Origin of the sequence: Tengunoibacter tsumagoiensis (assembly GCF_003967535.1) — a bacterium.
GTDB lineage: Bacteria > Chloroflexota > Ktedonobacteria > Ktedonobacterales > Ktedonobacteraceae > Tengunoibacter > Tengunoibacter tsumagoiensis.
The window spans coordinates 163,672-181,339 of the sequence record NZ_BIFR01000001.1 but is presented as its reverse complement, the minus strand read 5'-3'; the positions used below and the strand labels follow the sequence as shown (position 1 = coordinate 181,339).

Genomic DNA, 17,668 nt, shown 5'->3' with positions numbered 1-17,668 from the left:
TGGACCATCTGTTCGTATGGCGCTGATCTCTTCTTGCTGGCATCCATGGCCAGCGTATGTTTACAAGCAGCCTCTGCTGAAAAAGGAGTGTTTATGCCGCGAGGTGAGGCTCTTTGATGAATGTCTCTTCGGAGCACAAAATGGCAATGGCTTTTGACCATCACTGTTCTGACGATGATGCTCTATAGAAAGACTTTATGACGATGATGCTCTATAGAAAGACTTTCTAAGGAAGGTTTTATGTGAAAGCTTTACGCTACATGTAAGATTCCCTCTTCCGAAAAAGGTGTGTTCACGCCGGATGATGAGCTCTGTTCATGAATGTCTATTTTGATAAGCACAACTAATGAAAAAGTGTATCTTGTCAAAATATTGTTTATCGGGTATGGTAAGGGTGAAAACAAGTATCTAGCCAATCCAGAAAGTTGAGGCGAGAGAAGAATGATCAGTCCTGCATCCACTCAGCCGTCGCTTCCGCCAGAGGAACAACTTCCTCCATCGCCGCCCCGCCTCCGTCCTGGTGAGCGGCCTCTAGCACAGGCCTTGAAGAGTGTATTACGCTGGCCTATTAAGCTTCTGTACTATCTGATCACGGGTATCCGCACCCACAAACTACTCGCCTTTGCACTGCTGCTCCTTCTGCTCCTTAGCATCGGAGTCACTTCCTATCTTGCTACTGGCTCAATGCCGTTCGGGATTGGTCGCGATCCTTATAAGTTCACTGGCAATACTTCGGGAAAGATTCAGAACTGGCTCTATGCTCTACGTGACGGCGACGCAGCTCACCTCCAAATGTTGGATCGCGATGTAGCGCAGCCACCTGATGTCAATCAACTGGTTACGACCTATAGTCAGGCTCGGACCCATCTGATCTGGAAAGATATTACCGTAATTGGGACGCGCCAGCAGGCTGACACCACTGTTGATAGTTTTGTACAGGTTGATATGGCTGCCAGCGGGCCTGGAGGCGACACCAAAGGCATGGTGATCTGGCATTTTATAACGGCTACATTGAATGGTCAAGAGATGCTTCTCAGCGTAAGTCTGGTTGATCAGCGCTAATGGCTAAGTATATACCTCACCTATCATCCACCTGATAATGCTGGTCTGGTTATTGCAAGCAGAAGGGTAGGCTCTTATGTCGCATAAAAAGGCTTCGGGCAACGCACAGCGGAGCGAATTGGATCGATCGATTGACCTGGGGATGGATCAGTTTGGACGCTTCCTCAAACGGTCGTGGCTCTGGCTGTTTCTGATTATTCTTGTCGCGCTCTTCTTCTCATCAGTGATTCGGATTCCAGGCGTCAATCCTGGTACAGTGCTGGCCTATGCGTTCCAGATTATCTTTGCCATCTTCTTCGTGATTATTCAGTTTGTAGCCCTCTTCTGGTTTCTGGGCCGTCCGCGCTCCTATTGGGTGCTACCGGGCGAGACGGGCGTTACATTTGCTGACTATAAAGGAAATCCGGAAGTTCTAGAGGCAGCTCGCCGTATCGTGACACTGATCGGTGGTGTCAAGGCTTTTCAAGCTATTGGCGGTCAGCCCGTAAGAGGTCTGCTTTTAACGGGTGACCCGGGTACTGGCAAGAGCTATCTGGCTCAGTGTATGAGCACTGAAGCCGGTGTACCATTTGGGTATGTGAGCGCAGCGAGCCTTCAGAGCATGTTTATGGGCATGAATGTACTGATCATTATTCGTCTGTATGCGAAGGCCCGGCGTTTTGCTCGGGAGTATGGTGGCTGTGTCCTGTTCCTGGATGAGATTGATGCTATCGGCGGGGCACGTAATAATGGCATGGGCATGGGTATGGGCATGATGGGAGGGATGATGGGTGGCGGAGGAGGTGGGCTCAATCAGCTCTTGATGGAGATGGACCCTCCCAGTATCGAGACGAACTGGTTTAAAAAGATTCTTCGTACTCTGGGACTTAGCCATGGCCGAGCACAGAGCCAGCCTGTGTTGACGATTGGAGCTACTAACGTCCCCGAATCGTTGGATCGAGCTCTTCTCCGTCCCGGTCGTTTTGATCGGAAGATCAACGTAGCCCCTCCAACCGATAAATATCGACCTGAAGTCATTGAGTATTACCTCAATAAAGTTCAGCATGAACCAGGTATCTCTATCGCTACCGTCTCAGCTCGCCTGGTTAATTATACGCCTGTCGCCATTAAACATGTTGTCAATGAGGCGGTGATTATTGCGCACTTTGCCGGTCGCGATAAGATTACCTATAAGGATCTGGTTGAGGCACAGGACGTGCATGAGTTTGGTCTGAGGCAATTGAGTGAACTGACTTCTGTTGAGCGCCGACGCCTGGCGTATCATGAGGCCGGGCATGCTGTGGCCTGCTACTACCTGATGGATCGCTACTTTCCAGCCTTTGTTACTTTACACATGCATGGTGATCTAGAGGGTGCTGCCGCCTTTGCAGCCTGGAGACAGACGGAGACGATTATTACCAATACGCGTGAAGATGTTCTGGCTCGTGTTCAGGTGTCACTGGCCTCGCGTGCAGCAGAGGAGCTGTTCCTCAACACTCAATTGAATGGTGTAACCAGTGATTTTGCCAGTGCCACGCGTCTGGCCAGCCTCTATATTGGCGCTTACGGCATGGATGGTACGCTTACTTCATACCTCGCATTTGCTGATCCAATCGCCGGGGGAACTGGAGCGATCCAGGGTCAGTCCCAATTGATGGAGCGTGTTGAAGAGCTTCTCCAATCGCAGATGCGTGCTGTCAAACAGCTGTTTTTAAATCACAGCGAGGCTCTGATGGCCGTTGCAGAAGCGCTTATTGAACATGATGAGCTGGTTGCCGAAGAGATTAAATCTTTGATTGACAATGCTGATGCCCGGACAGCAGCCCAGGCAGTCTTTAACGATTTTCAGCCACTTCTGGATTCGGCCACTAATGGCTGCGCTGGACGGAACTTGCTCAGCCACACGGTTACCAGCTTTGAGCAATCATAATAAGTTCCACAATGTTCAAGATGTGTCGCGATCGTCGCAATAGCGTTTGTGGAATGAAGGAGGCAAGAGCCGCGTAGCCTTCCTAATCATATAGGCCCCTCTTCGCACACCAGATAACACCCTGGCGTGCGAAGAGGGGCCTTGCATGATGAAGCAGGGTGAAGAAGAGGAACACCCTGCCAGATAGCATTCGAGTGCTTGATCATTTCTTACAGATCTGCTACTGTGAGGAAAGTATAGAGCAATTGCCAAACTGCCAGGAACTGGGTTGTCACAAATCTCCCTGGTGAAAAAGGGTTTCATGCCTTAAAAGCAGAAAGAAATGCATTGTATGGTGACAGAGACTGCATCACCGAAGAAAATTCACGTACCAGTAACTGCATTCCGCTTGTTTCGGAGCCCCCTGATTCTATTTGTTATTCTGAGTACACTTATCATCCTGATGGTAGGGATCTGGCTTCGATGGCATCTTTTGGAGCTACCTTTTGATCGAGATTCCTATGATGAGGGCGTCTACTGGCAATCGCTACGCGCGATGGGGTCTGGCCATGTTCTTTATCAACAGATCTTTTATTCGCAGCCGCCCTTCTTCCTGCTTACCATCTTCCCATTTTATCAGTGGTTGGGGCAGAACCTTATCGCTGCACGTGAGGGGATTGCTCTGATCTCTCTTCTGGGTCTGGGGGGAGCTTTTCTCCTGGGCAAGGCTGTACGTAACTGGCCCGGAGCCCTCTTTGCTCTTCTGCTTTGTGCTCTTGCTCCCCTCTATCTAGTCGAATCACAGACACTTCAGGCAGAGGCCCCCTCAGTTGCCTTTTCCTTTCTGTCCGTTGGATCTGCTTATCTCTGGTGGAACCATCCACATGGAAAAAGAGGTATCGTGGTAGCCAGCCTGGCATTATTTACGCTTGTACTGGGCATCCTCTGCAAACTTCTCGCCGTTTCAGCCGTTGTTCCGATTGTTATGATTGCCCTTATGCAGCTTTGGAGAAGTGCACAGACGCATTCACCAACCCTGAAACAGTTGGGGCTGACGCTTCTCATTGCCAGTTGCCTCTGTCTTTTCACCTGCATCGTCATCCTCTGGCCGTTTCGAGATTCATTCCCCACTCTCTGGCGTAGCGTGATTACATTTCATACCGATGCTCGCCAACTCTTTACAGGAAGCCAGAGTAAGAACCTGACTACGATCAAACAGTTTCTCTGGACGCCTCTTACCTTTGTGGCCATTTTCTCATGTGGCGTTGCTTTCTTGAAACGGGACTGGCAGATCCTTCCTCTGCTAGGCTGGTTTATTGCCACCCTGGCAATGCTCTGGCAGCAGGCCCCACTCTTTCCCCATCATATGGTAGCGCTTCTACCATCAATGATTAGCCTGGCCATCTTTAGCCTTCCCAGCCCATTCTGGCGTGAAGGATCGAGCAACCATCAAAGGAAGCTCTTAGCTATTATCAGCCTCTGTCTGCTTCTTCTCATGACCATCTATAATCTTTTAGCCATACAGACCTACTATCACCAGGAAGCGGCGCAGGCCCATTCGCAAAAGACAGCAAAAGACTTGAAGATAGCAGAGGATCTCCGTGGCTTGCTTCAACCTGGTCAGCTTATTATTACGGATGCTCAATTTATTGCAGGATTGGCCGATCAGAGTACGCCTGCTGCTCTGGTTGATACCTCCCTTGTACGCATCCAGACTGGGTATGTGAGCAACGAGCAACTGATCCATGAAGCCGAACAGCCACAGGTGCGAATGGTCCTCTTCTATACCGGGCGTCTCAGTACCGAAGAAGGTTTTGTGAAGTGGGTTGACGAACATTTTCAACTGACAAAAGACTATGGCAATGGTCGTATGCTATGGACTAAAATAGCGTAAGAAGAGAGTCCAATCATTGAAAGGAAACGTATAATGGAAAAGAAGAAGAGAACATTTAGCACGATGGAGATTGTCCTTGTGGGTGTTCTGGTTGGTTCGCTCATCCTCTCCTTTCTGCAGACGAAACGTGAAGAGGACCAGAAATAGTTGACACAAAGATGGAGACCTCAGTAGGGCGCAGGCCCTGTTGAGGTCTCCATCTTTGTGTCTTATAAGTTATAAGAGGCTCCCCTGATCGCCCTGGCTGCCGCTGATACTATTCCCATGTGAGTTAGAGCTACCAGCATTGCCCCCAAAGTGACTAGCGGCCTGTTGTTCAAGTTGACCCTGGAGACCATCCAGGACCCCTGCCAGGGCACGCTTGGCCTCGGGAGTAAATTGTGTGCCACCAGGAACATGGCTGGCATAATGATCGATTGCCTGTCCCATCTGATTCTCCACCTCGTGGCGTACGCCTTGCAGTGCCTCATTGGTGAATCCATTCGGATTGAAATTTGACATCACTCATTCTCCTCTGTTTTACAGCCAGTTAGAGCCACATATATTCAAAGACATTCAAAGACATTCAGGCCTGGCTAAAGAATTCAAATGTACAGTATATGCACGACTGAAAGAAGAGAATGGCTTCTGTTTTTTTTGCTGACGGGAGAGCTATTCGCTTCGCATCTCTTTTTTGAGTTCGGAGACAAAGCCAGTCATCCCCTGCACCCAGGTCATACGTTTTGGCTGACGCATCTGCTCTCGTTGGCGGAGCAAGAGATCGATGAGCAGGCCACGTCGAATCTCTTCAAGGCGTTGTAGATCATAGGCATTGCGTTTCGCCATATTGCTTAAAATATCGTATGCCTCATTAAGTTGTTTAATCGAGCCCTCTTCTGCGTGGCGGTTGACATCGGGATGATAGATGCGGGCCAATCGGCGATAGGACTGGCGGATCTGCTCTAACGTTGCGTTGGGCGAGACATCAAGAATCGCATAGTAGTCTGGTAGCGGCATAGTCATACACCTTATACACCTGTACTGCCGAAGCCTCCACGGCCCTGCCCAACCTGTTCGATCTCTTGCCAGTTGACCTGTGCAATGGGCACAAAGATCCCTTGAGCAACCCGTTCGCCACGGAGAACCGTAACGGCTTCGTCCCGAAAATTATAGACCGAGATCATCAGCTCATCGCCTTCGCCGCAGTAATCCTGATCAATAATGCCAACTCCATTAGGCATGAGCAGGCCCTTGCGTCGTGCTGTGCTACTGCGCATCGTCAGCATCAGCATATACCCTGGCGGAGTCGCCACTATCAGGTTAGCGGGTAACAGAGCAAGCTGATGAGGAGCGACCTCTGTTTCCACACGGCAGAGTAGATCAAAGCCAACTGAGCCAGCCGTTGCATAGGTTGGCAGAGGGAGCTCTGTATCGATGCGTTTAATACGTACGTTTAAAGTTTGTGTAGAGGTTTCCATGAGCTGTATTTTACACTATACCCAACTGCAAGTCACTACCAGAAAGGTCACTACCAGATCCATTCAATTTTTAGACTGACCATCCTGCTGGCCAGCCTTTCACATGCATGTACATGAGGGCTCTTGTCAAAGGCAGAGATTGTCGATAAGATGCAGGAGTAGGATGGGGGAAAATGCAAAACATATCCATAAAATATTTTCTGGTCAGTCTTTTATTTGTATTAGCTATAGGGGGGACTATCCTGGAGGCTCGTGCAACGCTGGGGGCCGTACAGAATGTGCATCAACAGCAGTTTCAGGTGAAGCATCAAGATGTGCATCTTGTGCGCTCGTGGATGACTATTCCCTATGTATCGTATGTGTATAATGTTCCTGCTACGACCCTCTGCCAATCGCTGCAAGTTCCCAATGATCATCAAATCCACCATAAGACACTTGCAATCATCGCTAATGAGAAGCATCGTCCGGTAAGTGCGGTCATTGCAACGCTTCAGGCCACGATCACAAACTATCGAAAACTCCACCCTTTGCCAACCCCTCCAGGTCAGGTTCGGCCAGCGGGGATTCCAGAGCAGAAGGGGAAAAGCCTGTGAATATCCTCCTTCCGTGGCTCTTAAACTGGCTGCAACTCTATGGCTATCCGGCCCTCTGGATGACAATATTTGTGGCAGCCATTGGACTACCATTGCCGATAAGTCTGGTTCTGCTTGCAGCAGGCGCTTTTTCCGCGCTTGGAGATTTTAACTTTCCACTGCTCATTGTCATCGCGCTTAGTGCATTAATCGCAGGAGATAGTGTTGGGTATCTTCTGGGGTATCGTTTTGGTCGTGTGGTTTTGAATTGGTTAGGAGAGAAGAAGCGTTTTGGTCTCTTCTCACCACAAGTGATTCGACGCTCGCAAGACTATTTTCAACGGAGTGGGGGAATTGCGGTCTTTTTAAGTCGCTTTCTCGTACCCGCTTTAGGCGGTTCCATCAATCTATTAGCAGGCGCTGAAAGTTATCCCTATCGCCGTTTCCTTATTTACGATACGTGTGGAGAATGTATTAGTGCGCTGCTGCCATTATCGCTTGGTTTTGTATTTGGAGAGAGTTGGGAGGCGATTGGTGATCTCCTGACAACAATATCCGGATTTGCGTTGCTCACATCGATTACTTTTTATCTGGCATTTCAGCTATACAAATTAGTGATAGGGGCCAGAAGACGTAGGGCAACCGAGGCAGGAAGACAACGAGAAAGTCGGAATCTCACAAGGCTAAAAGGCAAAAAAGAGGCACCAACCGAGATGTTACAAAAAAGGTTAGATTCTTTGCCACTTTAACTGCGGTCCAAACGTATAAAGTAAGAGATAGATTACACCCAGGTTACCGGTTTCCCATAGAAACTGCGCCAAAAAAACGGCGTAGGGGCTAGAATGAAAGGGGGACTTGCGTTATAATTGAAGTAGGTTGGATCAGGAATAAATTCTGCTGTGCCAATGTTCTCTTTCATAAGAACATTTTTAAAGACCACAGCACTGAATTCCTTCCACTCTCGGCGCTCGGACAGAAAGGTCCGTCGAAGGCTCGCTTTCCCTGAGTGTAGGACCGGACTGACAACTTATATCTTGCTGCTTAGGATATACTACTTTTCATGGAGGGCGCACAATGATAGACAGCAAGCGTGCCATGACGGGAACAACGCTTACGTTACATAAAACTGAAACACCAGATCTTGCGAAACAGTTCGACATCGTTGAGCAGCTTCTTGCAAAAGATCTTGATTATACATCTGATGATGATAACAAGGCAGGCGATAGTGAAGACGAACCTGAGCTAGACGAGGATCTTAACTCGCTTGAGACGGGTCCTCTCGACCTGGAGACAGGTCCGCTTGAGATCGAAGATATTACTGAGGTTCATGAAGATACACCTCATCCTGCCGACCTAGAAGTGGATTCCATTCTTACCCTCCCCACGATCTCTAATGAGGTTGATCATGCTGCTCGCCGTACAGCACCCATGCGCCGCCGCCGCTCGGAGGACCAGGACGAAAACTCCGTTAATGCTGCTGACGCAGGAGAGTCCGATGCGGTGATGACATACCTTCGTGAGATTGGACGCGTGCCCATGATTACCCATGAGCGCGAGATCGAACTGGCGAAAGGCATTGAGGCGGGCGATCGTGATGCGATGAAGCAGTTTATTCTTGCGAATCTGCGCCTCGTCGTAAGCATTGCCAAGCGCTATGTTGGTCGTGGGTTAACTTTGCTGGATCTGATCCAAGAGGGTAATATTGGCTTGATTCGCGCCGTTCAACGCTATGACTGGCGGCGTGGTCATCGCTTCTCTACTCATGCGACCTGGTGGATTCGTCAGGCCATCAGCCGCGCCGTTGCCGATAAAGGTCGCACGATCCGTCTCCCCGTTTATGTGAATACTGCCTTAAATCGCATTCGCCGTGAGCGTCAGCGTCTCTTGCAGGAGCTTGGGCGCGAACCTACGGAGCAGGAATTGGCTGAAGCTACTGGCCTGGACCCCATTCGCATGGTTGAGCTTCAATCGGCTCCTGGCGCTCCTGTCTCGCTTGAGCTTCCAGTTGGCGAGGATGAAGAACAGGAATTAGGCGATGTCCTGGCCGACACAGAATCAGCCTCCCCTGAAGAGCTGGCAACCACCCAGACTTTGAAGGATGAGGTACAGCGCGTGTTAGAGTCGGTGCTTACTCCTCGTGAACAGCTTGTCCTGCAACTTCGTTTTGGGCTTGGCAATGGCCAGGCTCATCCCTTAGAGCAGGTCGGTCGTGAACTGGGGATTACACGCGAACGTGTTCGACAGATTGAAGCCGGTGCACTGGCAAAGTTACGTCAACCACCTGTGCTTGAACGTCTGCGCGGCTAAACCCGCCCTGCCCATCGCTGCGAACAGAAGACAAGACAAACATAAGTCATCCCGAATTTTCAAGATGAGTTTGTAACAAGCCCATCAAAGGAGGCGGGAAGGCTAACCATAAACGGCTGAGTGCCGTTCGTAAACGATATAAGGGTGCCGTGGCTTCACGGCACTTTTTGCCTGTCCGATGACACCATGTGGTGAGAAGCCATTCTCGCCAACACGTGTATTTATCATCCAGAAGAGTCAATAAAAAGGCATACGCAAGTGTCGCTATCAAAAGAAGCTTCACCCGATTTTCCCAACTCCACAGCCGGGGGCATTCAAAACCGAACTCGCTTTTGTTGTACCTCCATGCCATTTCAATTTGCCACCGTCGAGCATAGGCAAAAACAACTCGCCATGCATCCTCTTCCGTCGTAATCTCTTCATTGGTCAGCAAGTACCAGGGTGGGCGGCCCTTGCCTGGGCGCGAGACAACAAGCCACAATGGGTGATGAGCTTCAGGATGCTGCACAGGAAGAGCGACCACTCCCGCTTGAAACCAGCAGTTTGTTCGCGCATCCCACACGTGTCGTTGTGACCAGGATTTTTTTCCTCGTGCAATCATCCACGCTTTTTTCTTCAGATGACCGTGCTCAAAGAGCTGATAATCTTTCGTCCAACGCAAGATAAAACGAAGATGGAGTTCTAAACACTCTGTCACCCAAAGACCACCAGCATAGCCACGATCAAAGATATGAAGCACGTTTGCTCCCCAGAGATGCATACACCGTTGAAGCAACCAAAGTTCTTCTTGTCGTGCGTTGCTTGCATATTTCCCGCGTGAGGTCCACCACCGCATATGAGCTAACAAAGGAGGACCTTGCCGCCCACAAAGCAAGATCGCAATCCAATGCATTCCTGGGACAAACGTTGGAGCAGAAGGAGGGCGGTAGTATCCTTTCTTGATGCGATTGAGCCGTCTCGATTTACTCGAACGGACAGGACATAATCCTTCAAGGGCGATACTTTCTGCTTTTTCCAACACACTTTCATCCCAGATACCAAGAACATCTTCATCTTTTTCCTTCACCTGATTCACAAACAGCGTGGCGCGGTCCCAAAAAAAGCGTTCAAGAAGGGATGAATCCCATTTGGGAGAACGTAACAAGTTACTTATGCGTTTTGTCCCTGCAGGAGCGTGAGCAGGAGAATCAAGATAGGCACCTAACTCACTGAGAAGTAAGGCATGACAACGATCACGGAAGGTGATAATCACTTCTACCAGTTGAGCGCAGGTTTGGACGAAACGCTTGTCAAGATGCTGATTCAATATGACGAGAAAGGGCGCTAAAAAAAGGGCTAAGTGGTTCTGGATCTGCTCTGCCATTTGGGACGACGTTTGCGTTTCGGGCTCATTTGTGGAATACTGAGAATGCATGTGAAAAACCCTTCTAGTAACTGGTGTTTGTTTCTACATCCAGTGTATCTGAGAAGGGTTTTCCTTTGCATGCTCATCCGTTCAAAATTCGGGATGACTTATGTTTGTGGAGCATGCCTACAACGTGTTTTTCTGTTTTCCTAGATCGCGCTCTACATGGAGAACATCCTTGATTCGTGCCAGACGTGTGAACAGCCATTGCAATTGGGTCAGATTCTCAACCTCAATTGTGGCATTCACCAGCACCGTCTCGCCATTGCCATCTGAGCGGAAATTGACAGACATCAGATTTGCGCCCGCATCAGAGATAACCGAAGCGAGATCCCTCATCATGCCGTTGCGATCGCGAGCCGTAATGATCACAGGGGCTGAGTAGCGCGGCTGGCTCATTCCTTGCCAGCTAACATTAATCAAACGCTCCTGTGCACGTTCGCGGTAGTTGGTCAGATTGCGGCAGTCGGCTCGATGGACAATGACGCCTTTGCCACGACTGACAAAGCCAACAATCGGATCCTCGGGCAACGGGCAGCAGCAGTTTGCTAAGCGGGTTAACAGACCACTTACCCCGGCCACCATCATCTGCGCAGTAGCAGGCTTTGCTGCAGAAGGAGAGAGCACTAAAGGCTCATTGGCCTCAACAACCTCTTCTTTATTGTCTCGTTTCTCCCAGTATTCGACAAGCTTGACGACTACCAGGCGTGGTCGCAGATCATCAGAGCCAATAGCCGCCAGGATATCCTCATAGCTAGCAAAGTTTAGTTTCTCACACAGCCAGTTCTGAAGATCCTCACTAATTACCTCTTGCGTGCGCTCGGTAATCGATTTGAGCTCGCGATCCAGTCGATCACGACCAATCTGGATATTGATCGGTCGCTCATGAATCTTGAGATAGCGGCGAATCTTATTGCGTGCAGCCGCAGTACGAGCAAAATTGAGCCAATCGCGGGTTGGGTGAGCATTGCGGCTGGTAACAATATCCACCACCTCACCACTCTTCAGCTCATAATCCAGCGGGACCATACGTGTGACCAGTCGATCGCCTTCACCATGTTCAGACTCAGAGATAATGCGAGCACCAGCACATTTATCGCCGACCTCGGAATGGACACGGTAAGCAAAATCTAAAGGCGTTGAACCGACCGGCAGATCTTTGACCTCGCCTTTGGGTGTAAAGACAAAGATCTGTTCTTGAAAGATATCATCCTTGATGGCTTCAACAAAATCGGTATCACTGGTATTAGAGGTGCGCAATTCCTGCTGCCATTCGGCCAATTGGCGCAGCCAGGTAAGCAGCTCTTTAGCAGAGGCCGAGGCTTGATCCCCGACATCCTTGTAATGCCAGTGCATCGCGACGCCATACTCAGCCATCTCGTGCATCTCATGGGTGCGAATCTGGATCTCTACCAGTTGATCATCCATGCAGAAGACAGTTGTATGTAAAGCACTATAGCCATTTGGCTTGGGATTGGCGATAAAGTCTTTAATGCGGCCATCCTTGGGTCGCCAGAGAGCGTGGATATGGCCCAGCGTGACATAGCAGTCCGTCGTCGTATCGACCAGAATGCGGAAGGCAATCAGATCGTGAATCTGACTGATATCGGCAGCCTTTTTCACCGCCTCAAAATCTTCCAGATCGCCAGCGCTCCGCATAATCTTCTTATAGAAGCTATAGGCGTGTTTAACGCGGCCAGAGACCTCAGCCTTTACGCCGATAGTTGCCATCTCCTGGCGAAGAATCTCGCAGACACGGTCAACATACGACCGCCACTGTTTGCTCTCCATCTCGACGATATTGCGGACCCAGCTATATTTATCGGGCTCCATCACCTGGAACGAGAGATCCTGGAGCTCGCTTTCAACGCGAGACATGCCCAGACGGCCTGCGAGAGGAGCATAAATCTCCTGAGTCTCCTCGGCCATCGTTAGAACCTCTGGTGAAGGAGCAGGTTGGGGCTCAACGCAGAGGCGGCGCATAGCATGCAGGCGATAGGCAAGTTTGAGCAGAACCACACGAGGATCATCGGCCATTGCCACAAACATCTTGCGGACGGCTTCAGCCTGTTGGCGTCTGAGGGCCTCACGAACACGAGGTTTTTTGCTCTCAAGAGGAACGGGAGCAAGAGAATGTTCATCATGAATTTTTTTGGTAGTTGTGGGTGAGGGGCTCTGGATAGAGAGCATCGCACCAGTTGCCACATTCTGCTTTTTGCGCTCGAGAATATTTAAGCGCAGCATGCTACCGACAATGCGGGCGGTAGGAGCACCTAAGACATGCTCCACCTGTTCAATCAGTAAGAGCTCTGCATCGACCGCTTCAAACACGAGAGCGGCTGTAATCCCAACGGCATCAACATGCATCATCTGGGCCAGAATAGTTGTTACCGCCAGAGCATGTTCCAGGGGTGGAATAGGCCGATTGGCCGTTCCAGGGACCCCTTCACAGGTCTCTAGCGCCAGATGGCATGCTTTGACCACTTGCTCGATCTCACCGGGCACCATATAAGGGCGCACCAGCTCTAGCACCTGGTTCATTACATCTGGGCAAGCATGCTCTACATACTGTTGTTCTACAGACCTATTTATCATGACTCATCTATGCATATTCTGGATATCCTGAATAGGAGCCACTCTCTGTGTCTATCTACACAAATATCCACTCTATCAAACGCCTATACTTGAACAATAGCCATGTCCTCCTCTCCCCACGCCATCACTCCCTGTTTTGATCACTCACAGTATCCAACAGACAGATTCCCTGTACTATTCCGTACGTTCATGTTCAAGATATCGTTCCCTTTGAGGGTCATGCACCATCATCTTGCTTCCAACCACCCCGGTGTCTGGCAGGTGAACGCACTCTGCTTTCTTAGTTTAGCACTCAATCCTATACGAAGAGCCTTACAATGTCCTCTCAAATGTGTGATCAAGACTTTCTGGAGGCTATCTTAGTCTTACCATAAGGATATTAAAAAGAGATCAAATCTTTCTCAAATTTGTGTCGCAGAAGCAAGCAATCGTTAAATCCTACCAGTAAGAGAGAGAGAGTCTCTGGAAAATGTTACAGAATCTATACGAAGCATACCGTATCTTGTTGGATTGTGCCAGATCAAAATAGCCTGATGGGCTATACAAAAGGCGAATGAGCTCTCTCTATGCGTAAGTGTCCTCATGCATAGAGAAGAGAGTATCATTCGCCTGAGGAGCTTGATTTCTAGCCTTATGTTATCTGGTAAGAGCGCGCTCCACGCTTACCACATTTTTCACCTGGCGGAGGCGTCGTTGGATGCGTTCGATCTGATCGAGGATCATACTGCCTTCATTGGCGATCTCTAGTGTCACAACGATGACGGCTTTATGTAAAGACGTATTGGTCTTTGAGGCGACTGCAGTCATATTGATATTGGCGTCAGCGACAATGGCTGCGACATCTCGTAAGAGTCCGGAACGATCATGTGCGACGATCGAGAGAAGAACTTGATAGTGATCAGGATGAAGCTGAAGCCAGTTCACCTCAATCATGCCAGTACCATTCTCGCCCTGATTGGCTAATTCAGTACAATCGCTGCGATGGATGACCATACCCTTGCCAGGCATAAGCTGTCCTACAATGGTATCACCTGGTATGGGGCAGCAACACTCAGCCAGTGAGATCAGGCGATGATTTTCGCCCTCTTTCTGTTGGTAGAGTCCGGCCTCATTGTTGGCAAGTGCATCGTTATCGCATCCTGGCAGTAAAGGAAGAAGATGCTCTAAGAGATCAGTAATCGAAAGGTCTTCGCGTCCCAGCGCGATATAGACATCATCCCTTGTGGCATACTTTTTAAAGGTAGCTTGAGCCTCTGGACCCTCTGTACAAAGATTCTGGAGGAGCTCACCAATCTCATCGTTAATGCCAGTGAGCCCTGAGGTCTTCAGGGCCATATCAAGCCGTTCACGGCCAAGCTGAAGATCGATCTCACGTTCATACGTCTTAAGATAGCGACGAATCTTATTCCTTGCTGCAGCCGTCCGGGCAAATGAGAGCCAATCGTGGGTAGGATGAACCGTTCGATTGGTCATAATATCAACGATCTCGCCCCCTTTGAGCTCATAGTCCAGGGGAACGAGACGTGTTACCAGGCGTCCGGTATCTTCTGTATTCGTGATAATGCGCGCACCTGCGCAGTGATCGCCGATATCGGTATGAATACGATAAGCCATATCGAGAGGAGTCGAGCCGCGAGGAAGATCTTTGACATCGCCTTTGGGAGTAAAGACAAAGATCTGCTCCTGGAAGATATCCCCTTTGACCGCTTCAACAAACTCATCTGCGCTTTGTGGCATAGCGCTCTGCCATTCGCGTAGCTGCTCGATCCATGTCACCATTTCGCGATAGGAGAGCCGCCAGCTGCGGTCGCCCTTCTCTTTTTCTCGTGTGTCTTCGTTATCCTTCCCCAAACGATCTTTCAGGTACCAATAGCTGGCCAGCCCATAGTCAGCTGTTCGCTGCATATTGTGTGTGCGAATCTGAATCTCAGCCAGACGATTTTGGAGGCAGAAGACCGTCGTATGGAGAGATTGGTAGCCATTGAGCTTAGGAGTAGCGATAAAGTCTTTGATGCGGCCATCCTTGGGCCGCCAGAGAGCGTGAATATGACCAAGAGCCAGATAACATTCATAATCGGTATCTACAAGGATGCGGAAAGAGACAAGGTCATGAATGCGGCTAAGCTCACTGCCATCCTGAAGCAACACATCTTCTAATTTACGATTAATGCTTGCCAGGTGTTTTTGCCACGCAATCACCTCTGATTTCAGGCCAGCGCGCTGCATCTCTTCTTGTAGGGTACGGCAGACCTCATCGACAAACGGCTGCCTGCGTTTCACCTCTTCTTCAACCAGGTGAGCGAGGCGATTATATTTATCGGGCTCGAGATAGGCGAAGGCCAGATCTTCCAGATCGGCCTGTACAAGCGCCATGCCCAGGCGCCGGGCCAGGGGAGCATAGATCTCGCTGGTCTCACGAGATTTATTCTGTTGTTGGGCGGGTGACATAGCACTGAGGGTGCGCATATTGTGCAGTCGATCGGCCAACTTCAGTACCACCACACGTGGATCTTCGGCCATCGCCACCAGCATCTTGCGCACCGTTTCGCTTCGTTGACGGCGTTTATCGACGAGAGAAGGTGGAGTATAGTGCGTATGATCGGGCGTGGCAGCAGAAGAATGGTCAGGCGAAGAAGTGGCAGCGTGATCGAGAGCAGAAGTGGGAGACGGACTATCCAGACCAGACACATCGGCAAGCACATCGGCCTCAGTTGGTGTAGCGGGCTTGCTAGCGAGCGCATCAAATTTGGTCACGCCATCCACAATATGGGCAACAGAGGGACCAAAGAGCTCATTGAGATCTTCCAGGGAAAAATGAGTATCTTCGACCACATCATGGAGGAGAGCAGCCACAATCCCATCGGAATCTATGCGCATGACAGCCAGGAGATGGGCAACCTCCAGAGGATGTTGAATGTATGGCTCGCCCGATTTGCGCACCGCTCCATTATGAGCCTGGTTAGCCAGGTTGTAGGCATGACGAATGTTCTCCATATCCTGTGGAGTTAGATACATGCTCGTCTCGGTTAATAAGTCTTCGAGCGTCATTTGCGAAGGAGCCAGAGTTGCCCCGAGAGTAGTCGTTGTCTTTGTCAGTGGCTTATTGGAGCGTGACTTATCAACGGCCTTTTCATAATTGGTAGCCATTCTTTATCCCCATTGCCTACATGCTGTAGCATCTGCTTTGCACCTGAACAGTTCTCCTGACGGTCTCCATAAAAAAAGTGACAGGGTAGACTCTACCCCGGCAAAACAAATGTTACTTCTCTATTATAAATAGCAAAGCATGACTGTCAAGCGGATACCGCACCGCTCAGCTCAGAGACGGCATGAGGAGGAGAAAATCAGATGTCGATGCGCATGTACAAAAGGTACATACCATTCTTCGTTCTATAAGAGGAAACACGGAACCAGCCACGCTTTATTCCGGCGCTGGAATACCCTGGACTGGGACGGTTCTTACTCTCTCGTAGTATAACAAGGTTCTGGATCATTCAAAACCCCTTTAGCCGAAATGTGCTAGCTCTGCACTTATTCCTACGTTGGAGGGTCTTTTCTCCTCTCAATGGTTTCCTCTCTTCTTCTTAACTATGGTCTTGTCCAGGCAAAGATGGGCGCGTCCATCCTTGCCTGGACAAGATCAGACTTCTTCTCATCTGAAAGCTTTCTGCTCCATTGTGAATTATAAACAGCCTGCTTCGTTGCAGCCAGCGCCTATCTACTAATAAGACTACGTTTGTGAGCAGATATTAAAAGACGATTTGAGAAAGGAGATTGAGAAAGAAGATTGAGAAAGGAAGAGAAAAAAGACCTGGCGGGAACACCCCCCGGCCAGGTCTTTCGTGTTTGAGGAAGCGCGTGGCGATGACATTGCACTCTTTGGGGAAGAAGGCAGGGCACCGCCAACAGATACGCTGTCAGGCCTCCACTGATGAGAGGTTATGCGCGAGCGCGCACCTTATCATAGCAGGGGCTGCAGTAGACGGGGCGATCATTCTTTGGTAAGAATGGCACCTGGGTCTCATTACCACATTCAGCACAAATAACAGTGTGCATCTCGCGTGGTGCGCGTTCACGGTTGCTCGATCCACCAGACGCGTTGCGGCGGTTGGCGCGGCATGATGAACAACGACCAGGCTGATTCAACAGCCCTTTTTGCTGGTAAAATTCTTGTTCACCGGCGGTGAACACAAAATCATTTCCACACTCACGGCATTTTAGGGTTTTGTCTACGAAGCTCAACTAGGGACCTCCTTGTGATATGTTGGTAATCCTCCGGGTCCATATCCTAGCAGATGTCACCAGTCTTTTGTTTCCCCTACCAGCGTGGGATTTATACCCTGGACGAGCACTGTATGCGAGACCGAGATTGGATACCGGTTGAAAGCATACACCATCTTTTTAGGATTTGCAAGGGTTTTTATGACAAATTCCGGCTATGCTACATATTTTTATGTATCTTTTATATGCAAACGGATATGAGCTCAT

At 49.7% G+C, this 17,668-nt stretch carries 13 protein-coding genes; 6 read left to right on the top strand and 7 right to left on the bottom strand.

Annotation, left to right across the window (positions count from 1 at the left end):
- The first annotated feature begins 441 nt into the window (after positions 1–441).
- The 3 genes from EL628_RS00695 to EL628_RS00685 all read left to right on the top strand — a co-directional run bounded on the left by EL628_RS00695 (position 442) and on the right by EL628_RS00685 (position 4,844).
- Positions 442–1,062, top strand: coding sequence for a hypothetical protein (locus tag EL628_RS00695; protein WP_126577891.1), 621 nt, complete (start codon positions 442–444; stop codon positions 1,060–1,062).
- Positions 1,063–1,138: 76 nt separating this feature from the next.
- The gene (locus EL628_RS00690) at positions 1,139–2,971 is read left to right on the top strand and encodes an AAA family ATPase (protein ID WP_126577890.1); all 1,833 of its coding nucleotides are present in this window, start codon (positions 1,139–1,141) and stop codon (positions 2,969–2,971) included.
- Positions 2,972–3,302: 331 nt separating this feature from the next.
- Complete coding sequence (locus tag EL628_RS00685) at positions 3,303–4,844, top strand: glycosyltransferase family protein (RefSeq protein WP_161975178.1); 1,542 nt, start codon at positions 3,303–3,305, stop codon at positions 4,842–4,844.
- A 216-nt stretch (positions 4,845–5,060) separates the two neighbouring features.
- On the opposite strand, the gene EL628_RS00680 is transcribed toward EL628_RS00685, so the two are convergent.
- The 3 genes from EL628_RS00680 to dut all read right to left on the bottom strand — a co-directional run bounded on the left by EL628_RS00680 (position 5,061) and on the right by dut (position 6,301).
- The gene (locus EL628_RS00680) at positions 5,061–5,345 is read right to left on the bottom strand and encodes a hypothetical protein (protein ID WP_126577888.1); all 285 of its coding nucleotides are present in this window, start codon (positions 5,343–5,345) and stop codon (positions 5,061–5,063) included.
- Positions 5,346–5,495: 150 nt separating this feature from the next.
- On the bottom strand, positions 5,496–5,846 hold the full coding sequence (locus tag EL628_RS00675) for a J domain-containing protein (protein ID WP_218028853.1): 351 nt from the start codon (positions 5,844–5,846) through the stop codon (positions 5,496–5,498).
- Between the two features lie 5 nt (positions 5,847–5,851).
- Entirely contained in the window at positions 5,852–6,301 is a 450-nt protein-coding gene (dut, locus tag EL628_RS00670; protein WP_126577887.1) for a dUTP diphosphatase, read from the bottom strand.
- Positions 6,302–6,474: 173 nt separating this feature from the next.
- Between dut and EL628_RS00665 the strand changes: the two genes are divergently transcribed.
- The 3 genes from EL628_RS00665 to EL628_RS00655 all read left to right on the top strand — a co-directional run bounded on the left by EL628_RS00665 (position 6,475) and on the right by EL628_RS00655 (position 9,180).
- Positions 6,475–6,894, top strand: a complete 420-nt coding sequence (locus EL628_RS00665) for a hypothetical protein (protein WP_126577886.1) — start codon at positions 6,475–6,477, stop codon at positions 6,892–6,894.
- Positions 6,891–7,622, top strand: coding sequence for a DedA family protein (locus tag EL628_RS00660; protein WP_126577885.1), 732 nt, complete (start codon positions 6,891–6,893; stop codon positions 7,620–7,622). Before EL628_RS00665 ends, EL628_RS00660 begins: the two co-directional genes overlap by 4 nt.
- Before the next feature lie 325 nt (positions 7,623–7,947).
- Positions 7,948–9,180, top strand: a complete 1,233-nt coding sequence (locus EL628_RS00655; RefSeq protein WP_126577884.1) for a sigma-70 family RNA polymerase sigma factor — start codon at positions 7,948–7,950, stop codon at positions 9,178–9,180.
- Between the two features lie 46 nt (positions 9,181–9,226).
- Here the strand turns inward: EL628_RS00655 and EL628_RS00650 are convergent, their stop codons facing one another.
- The 4 genes from EL628_RS00650 to EL628_RS00635 form a co-directional block, all read right to left on the bottom strand.
- A complete protein-coding gene (locus EL628_RS00650) occupies positions 9,227–10,594 on the bottom strand; it encodes a transposase (protein ID WP_126577883.1) in 1,368 nt (455 codons plus the stop codon).
- A 117-nt stretch (positions 10,595–10,711) separates the two neighbouring features.
- Positions 10,712–13,180, bottom strand: a complete 2,469-nt coding sequence (locus tag EL628_RS00645; RefSeq protein ID WP_126577882.1) for a RelA/SpoT family protein — start codon at positions 13,178–13,180, stop codon at positions 10,712–10,714.
- A gap of 636 nt (positions 13,181–13,816) precedes the next feature.
- Positions 13,817–16,327, bottom strand: a complete 2,511-nt coding sequence (locus tag EL628_RS00640) for a RelA/SpoT family protein (protein ID WP_126577881.1) — start codon at positions 16,325–16,327, stop codon at positions 13,817–13,819.
- A gap of 792 nt (positions 16,328–17,119) precedes the next feature.
- Positions 17,120–17,422, bottom strand: coding sequence for a zinc-ribbon domain containing protein (locus EL628_RS00635; RefSeq protein WP_126577880.1), 303 nt, complete (start codon positions 17,420–17,422; stop codon positions 17,120–17,122).
- Between the last annotated feature and the right edge of the window lie 246 nt (positions 17,423–17,668).

Bases quoted from the DNA above. Each gene is read 5' to 3' on its own strand.
- EL628_RS00685 (WP_161975178.1), top strand. From the start codon at position 3,303: ATGGTGACAGAGACTGCATCACCGAAGAAAATTCACGTACCAGTAACT.
- dut (WP_126577887.1), bottom strand. From the start codon at position 6,301: ATGGAAACCTCTACACAAACTTTAAACGTACGTATTAAACGCATCGAT.
- EL628_RS00665 (WP_126577886.1), top strand. From the start codon at position 6,475: ATGCAAAACATATCCATAAAATATTTTCTGGTCAGTCTTTTATTTGTA.
- EL628_RS00690 (WP_126577890.1), top strand. From the start codon at position 1,139: ATGTCGCATAAAAAGGCTTCGGGCAACGCACAGCGGAGCGAATTGGAT.
- EL628_RS00640 (WP_126577881.1), bottom strand. From the start codon at position 16,327: ATGGCTACCAATTATGAAAAGGCCGTTGATAAGTCACGCTCCAATAAG.
- EL628_RS00695 (WP_126577891.1), top strand. From the start codon at position 442: ATGATCAGTCCTGCATCCACTCAGCCGTCGCTTCCGCCAGAGGAACAA.
- EL628_RS00680 (WP_126577888.1), bottom strand. From the start codon at position 5,345: ATGTCAAATTTCAATCCGAATGGATTCACCAATGAGGCACTGCAAGGC.
- EL628_RS00655 (WP_126577884.1), top strand. From the start codon at position 7,948: ATGATAGACAGCAAGCGTGCCATGACGGGAACAACGCTTACGTTACAT.
- EL628_RS00645 (WP_126577882.1), bottom strand. From the start codon at position 13,180: ATGATAAATAGGTCTGTAGAACAACAGTATGTAGAGCATGCTTGCCCA.
- EL628_RS00675 (WP_218028853.1), bottom strand. From the start codon at position 5,846: ATGACTATGCCGCTACCAGACTACTATGCGATTCTTGATGTCTCGCCC.
- EL628_RS00650 (WP_126577883.1), bottom strand. From the start codon at position 10,594: ATGCATTCTCAGTATTCCACAAATGAGCCCGAAACGCAAACGTCGTCC.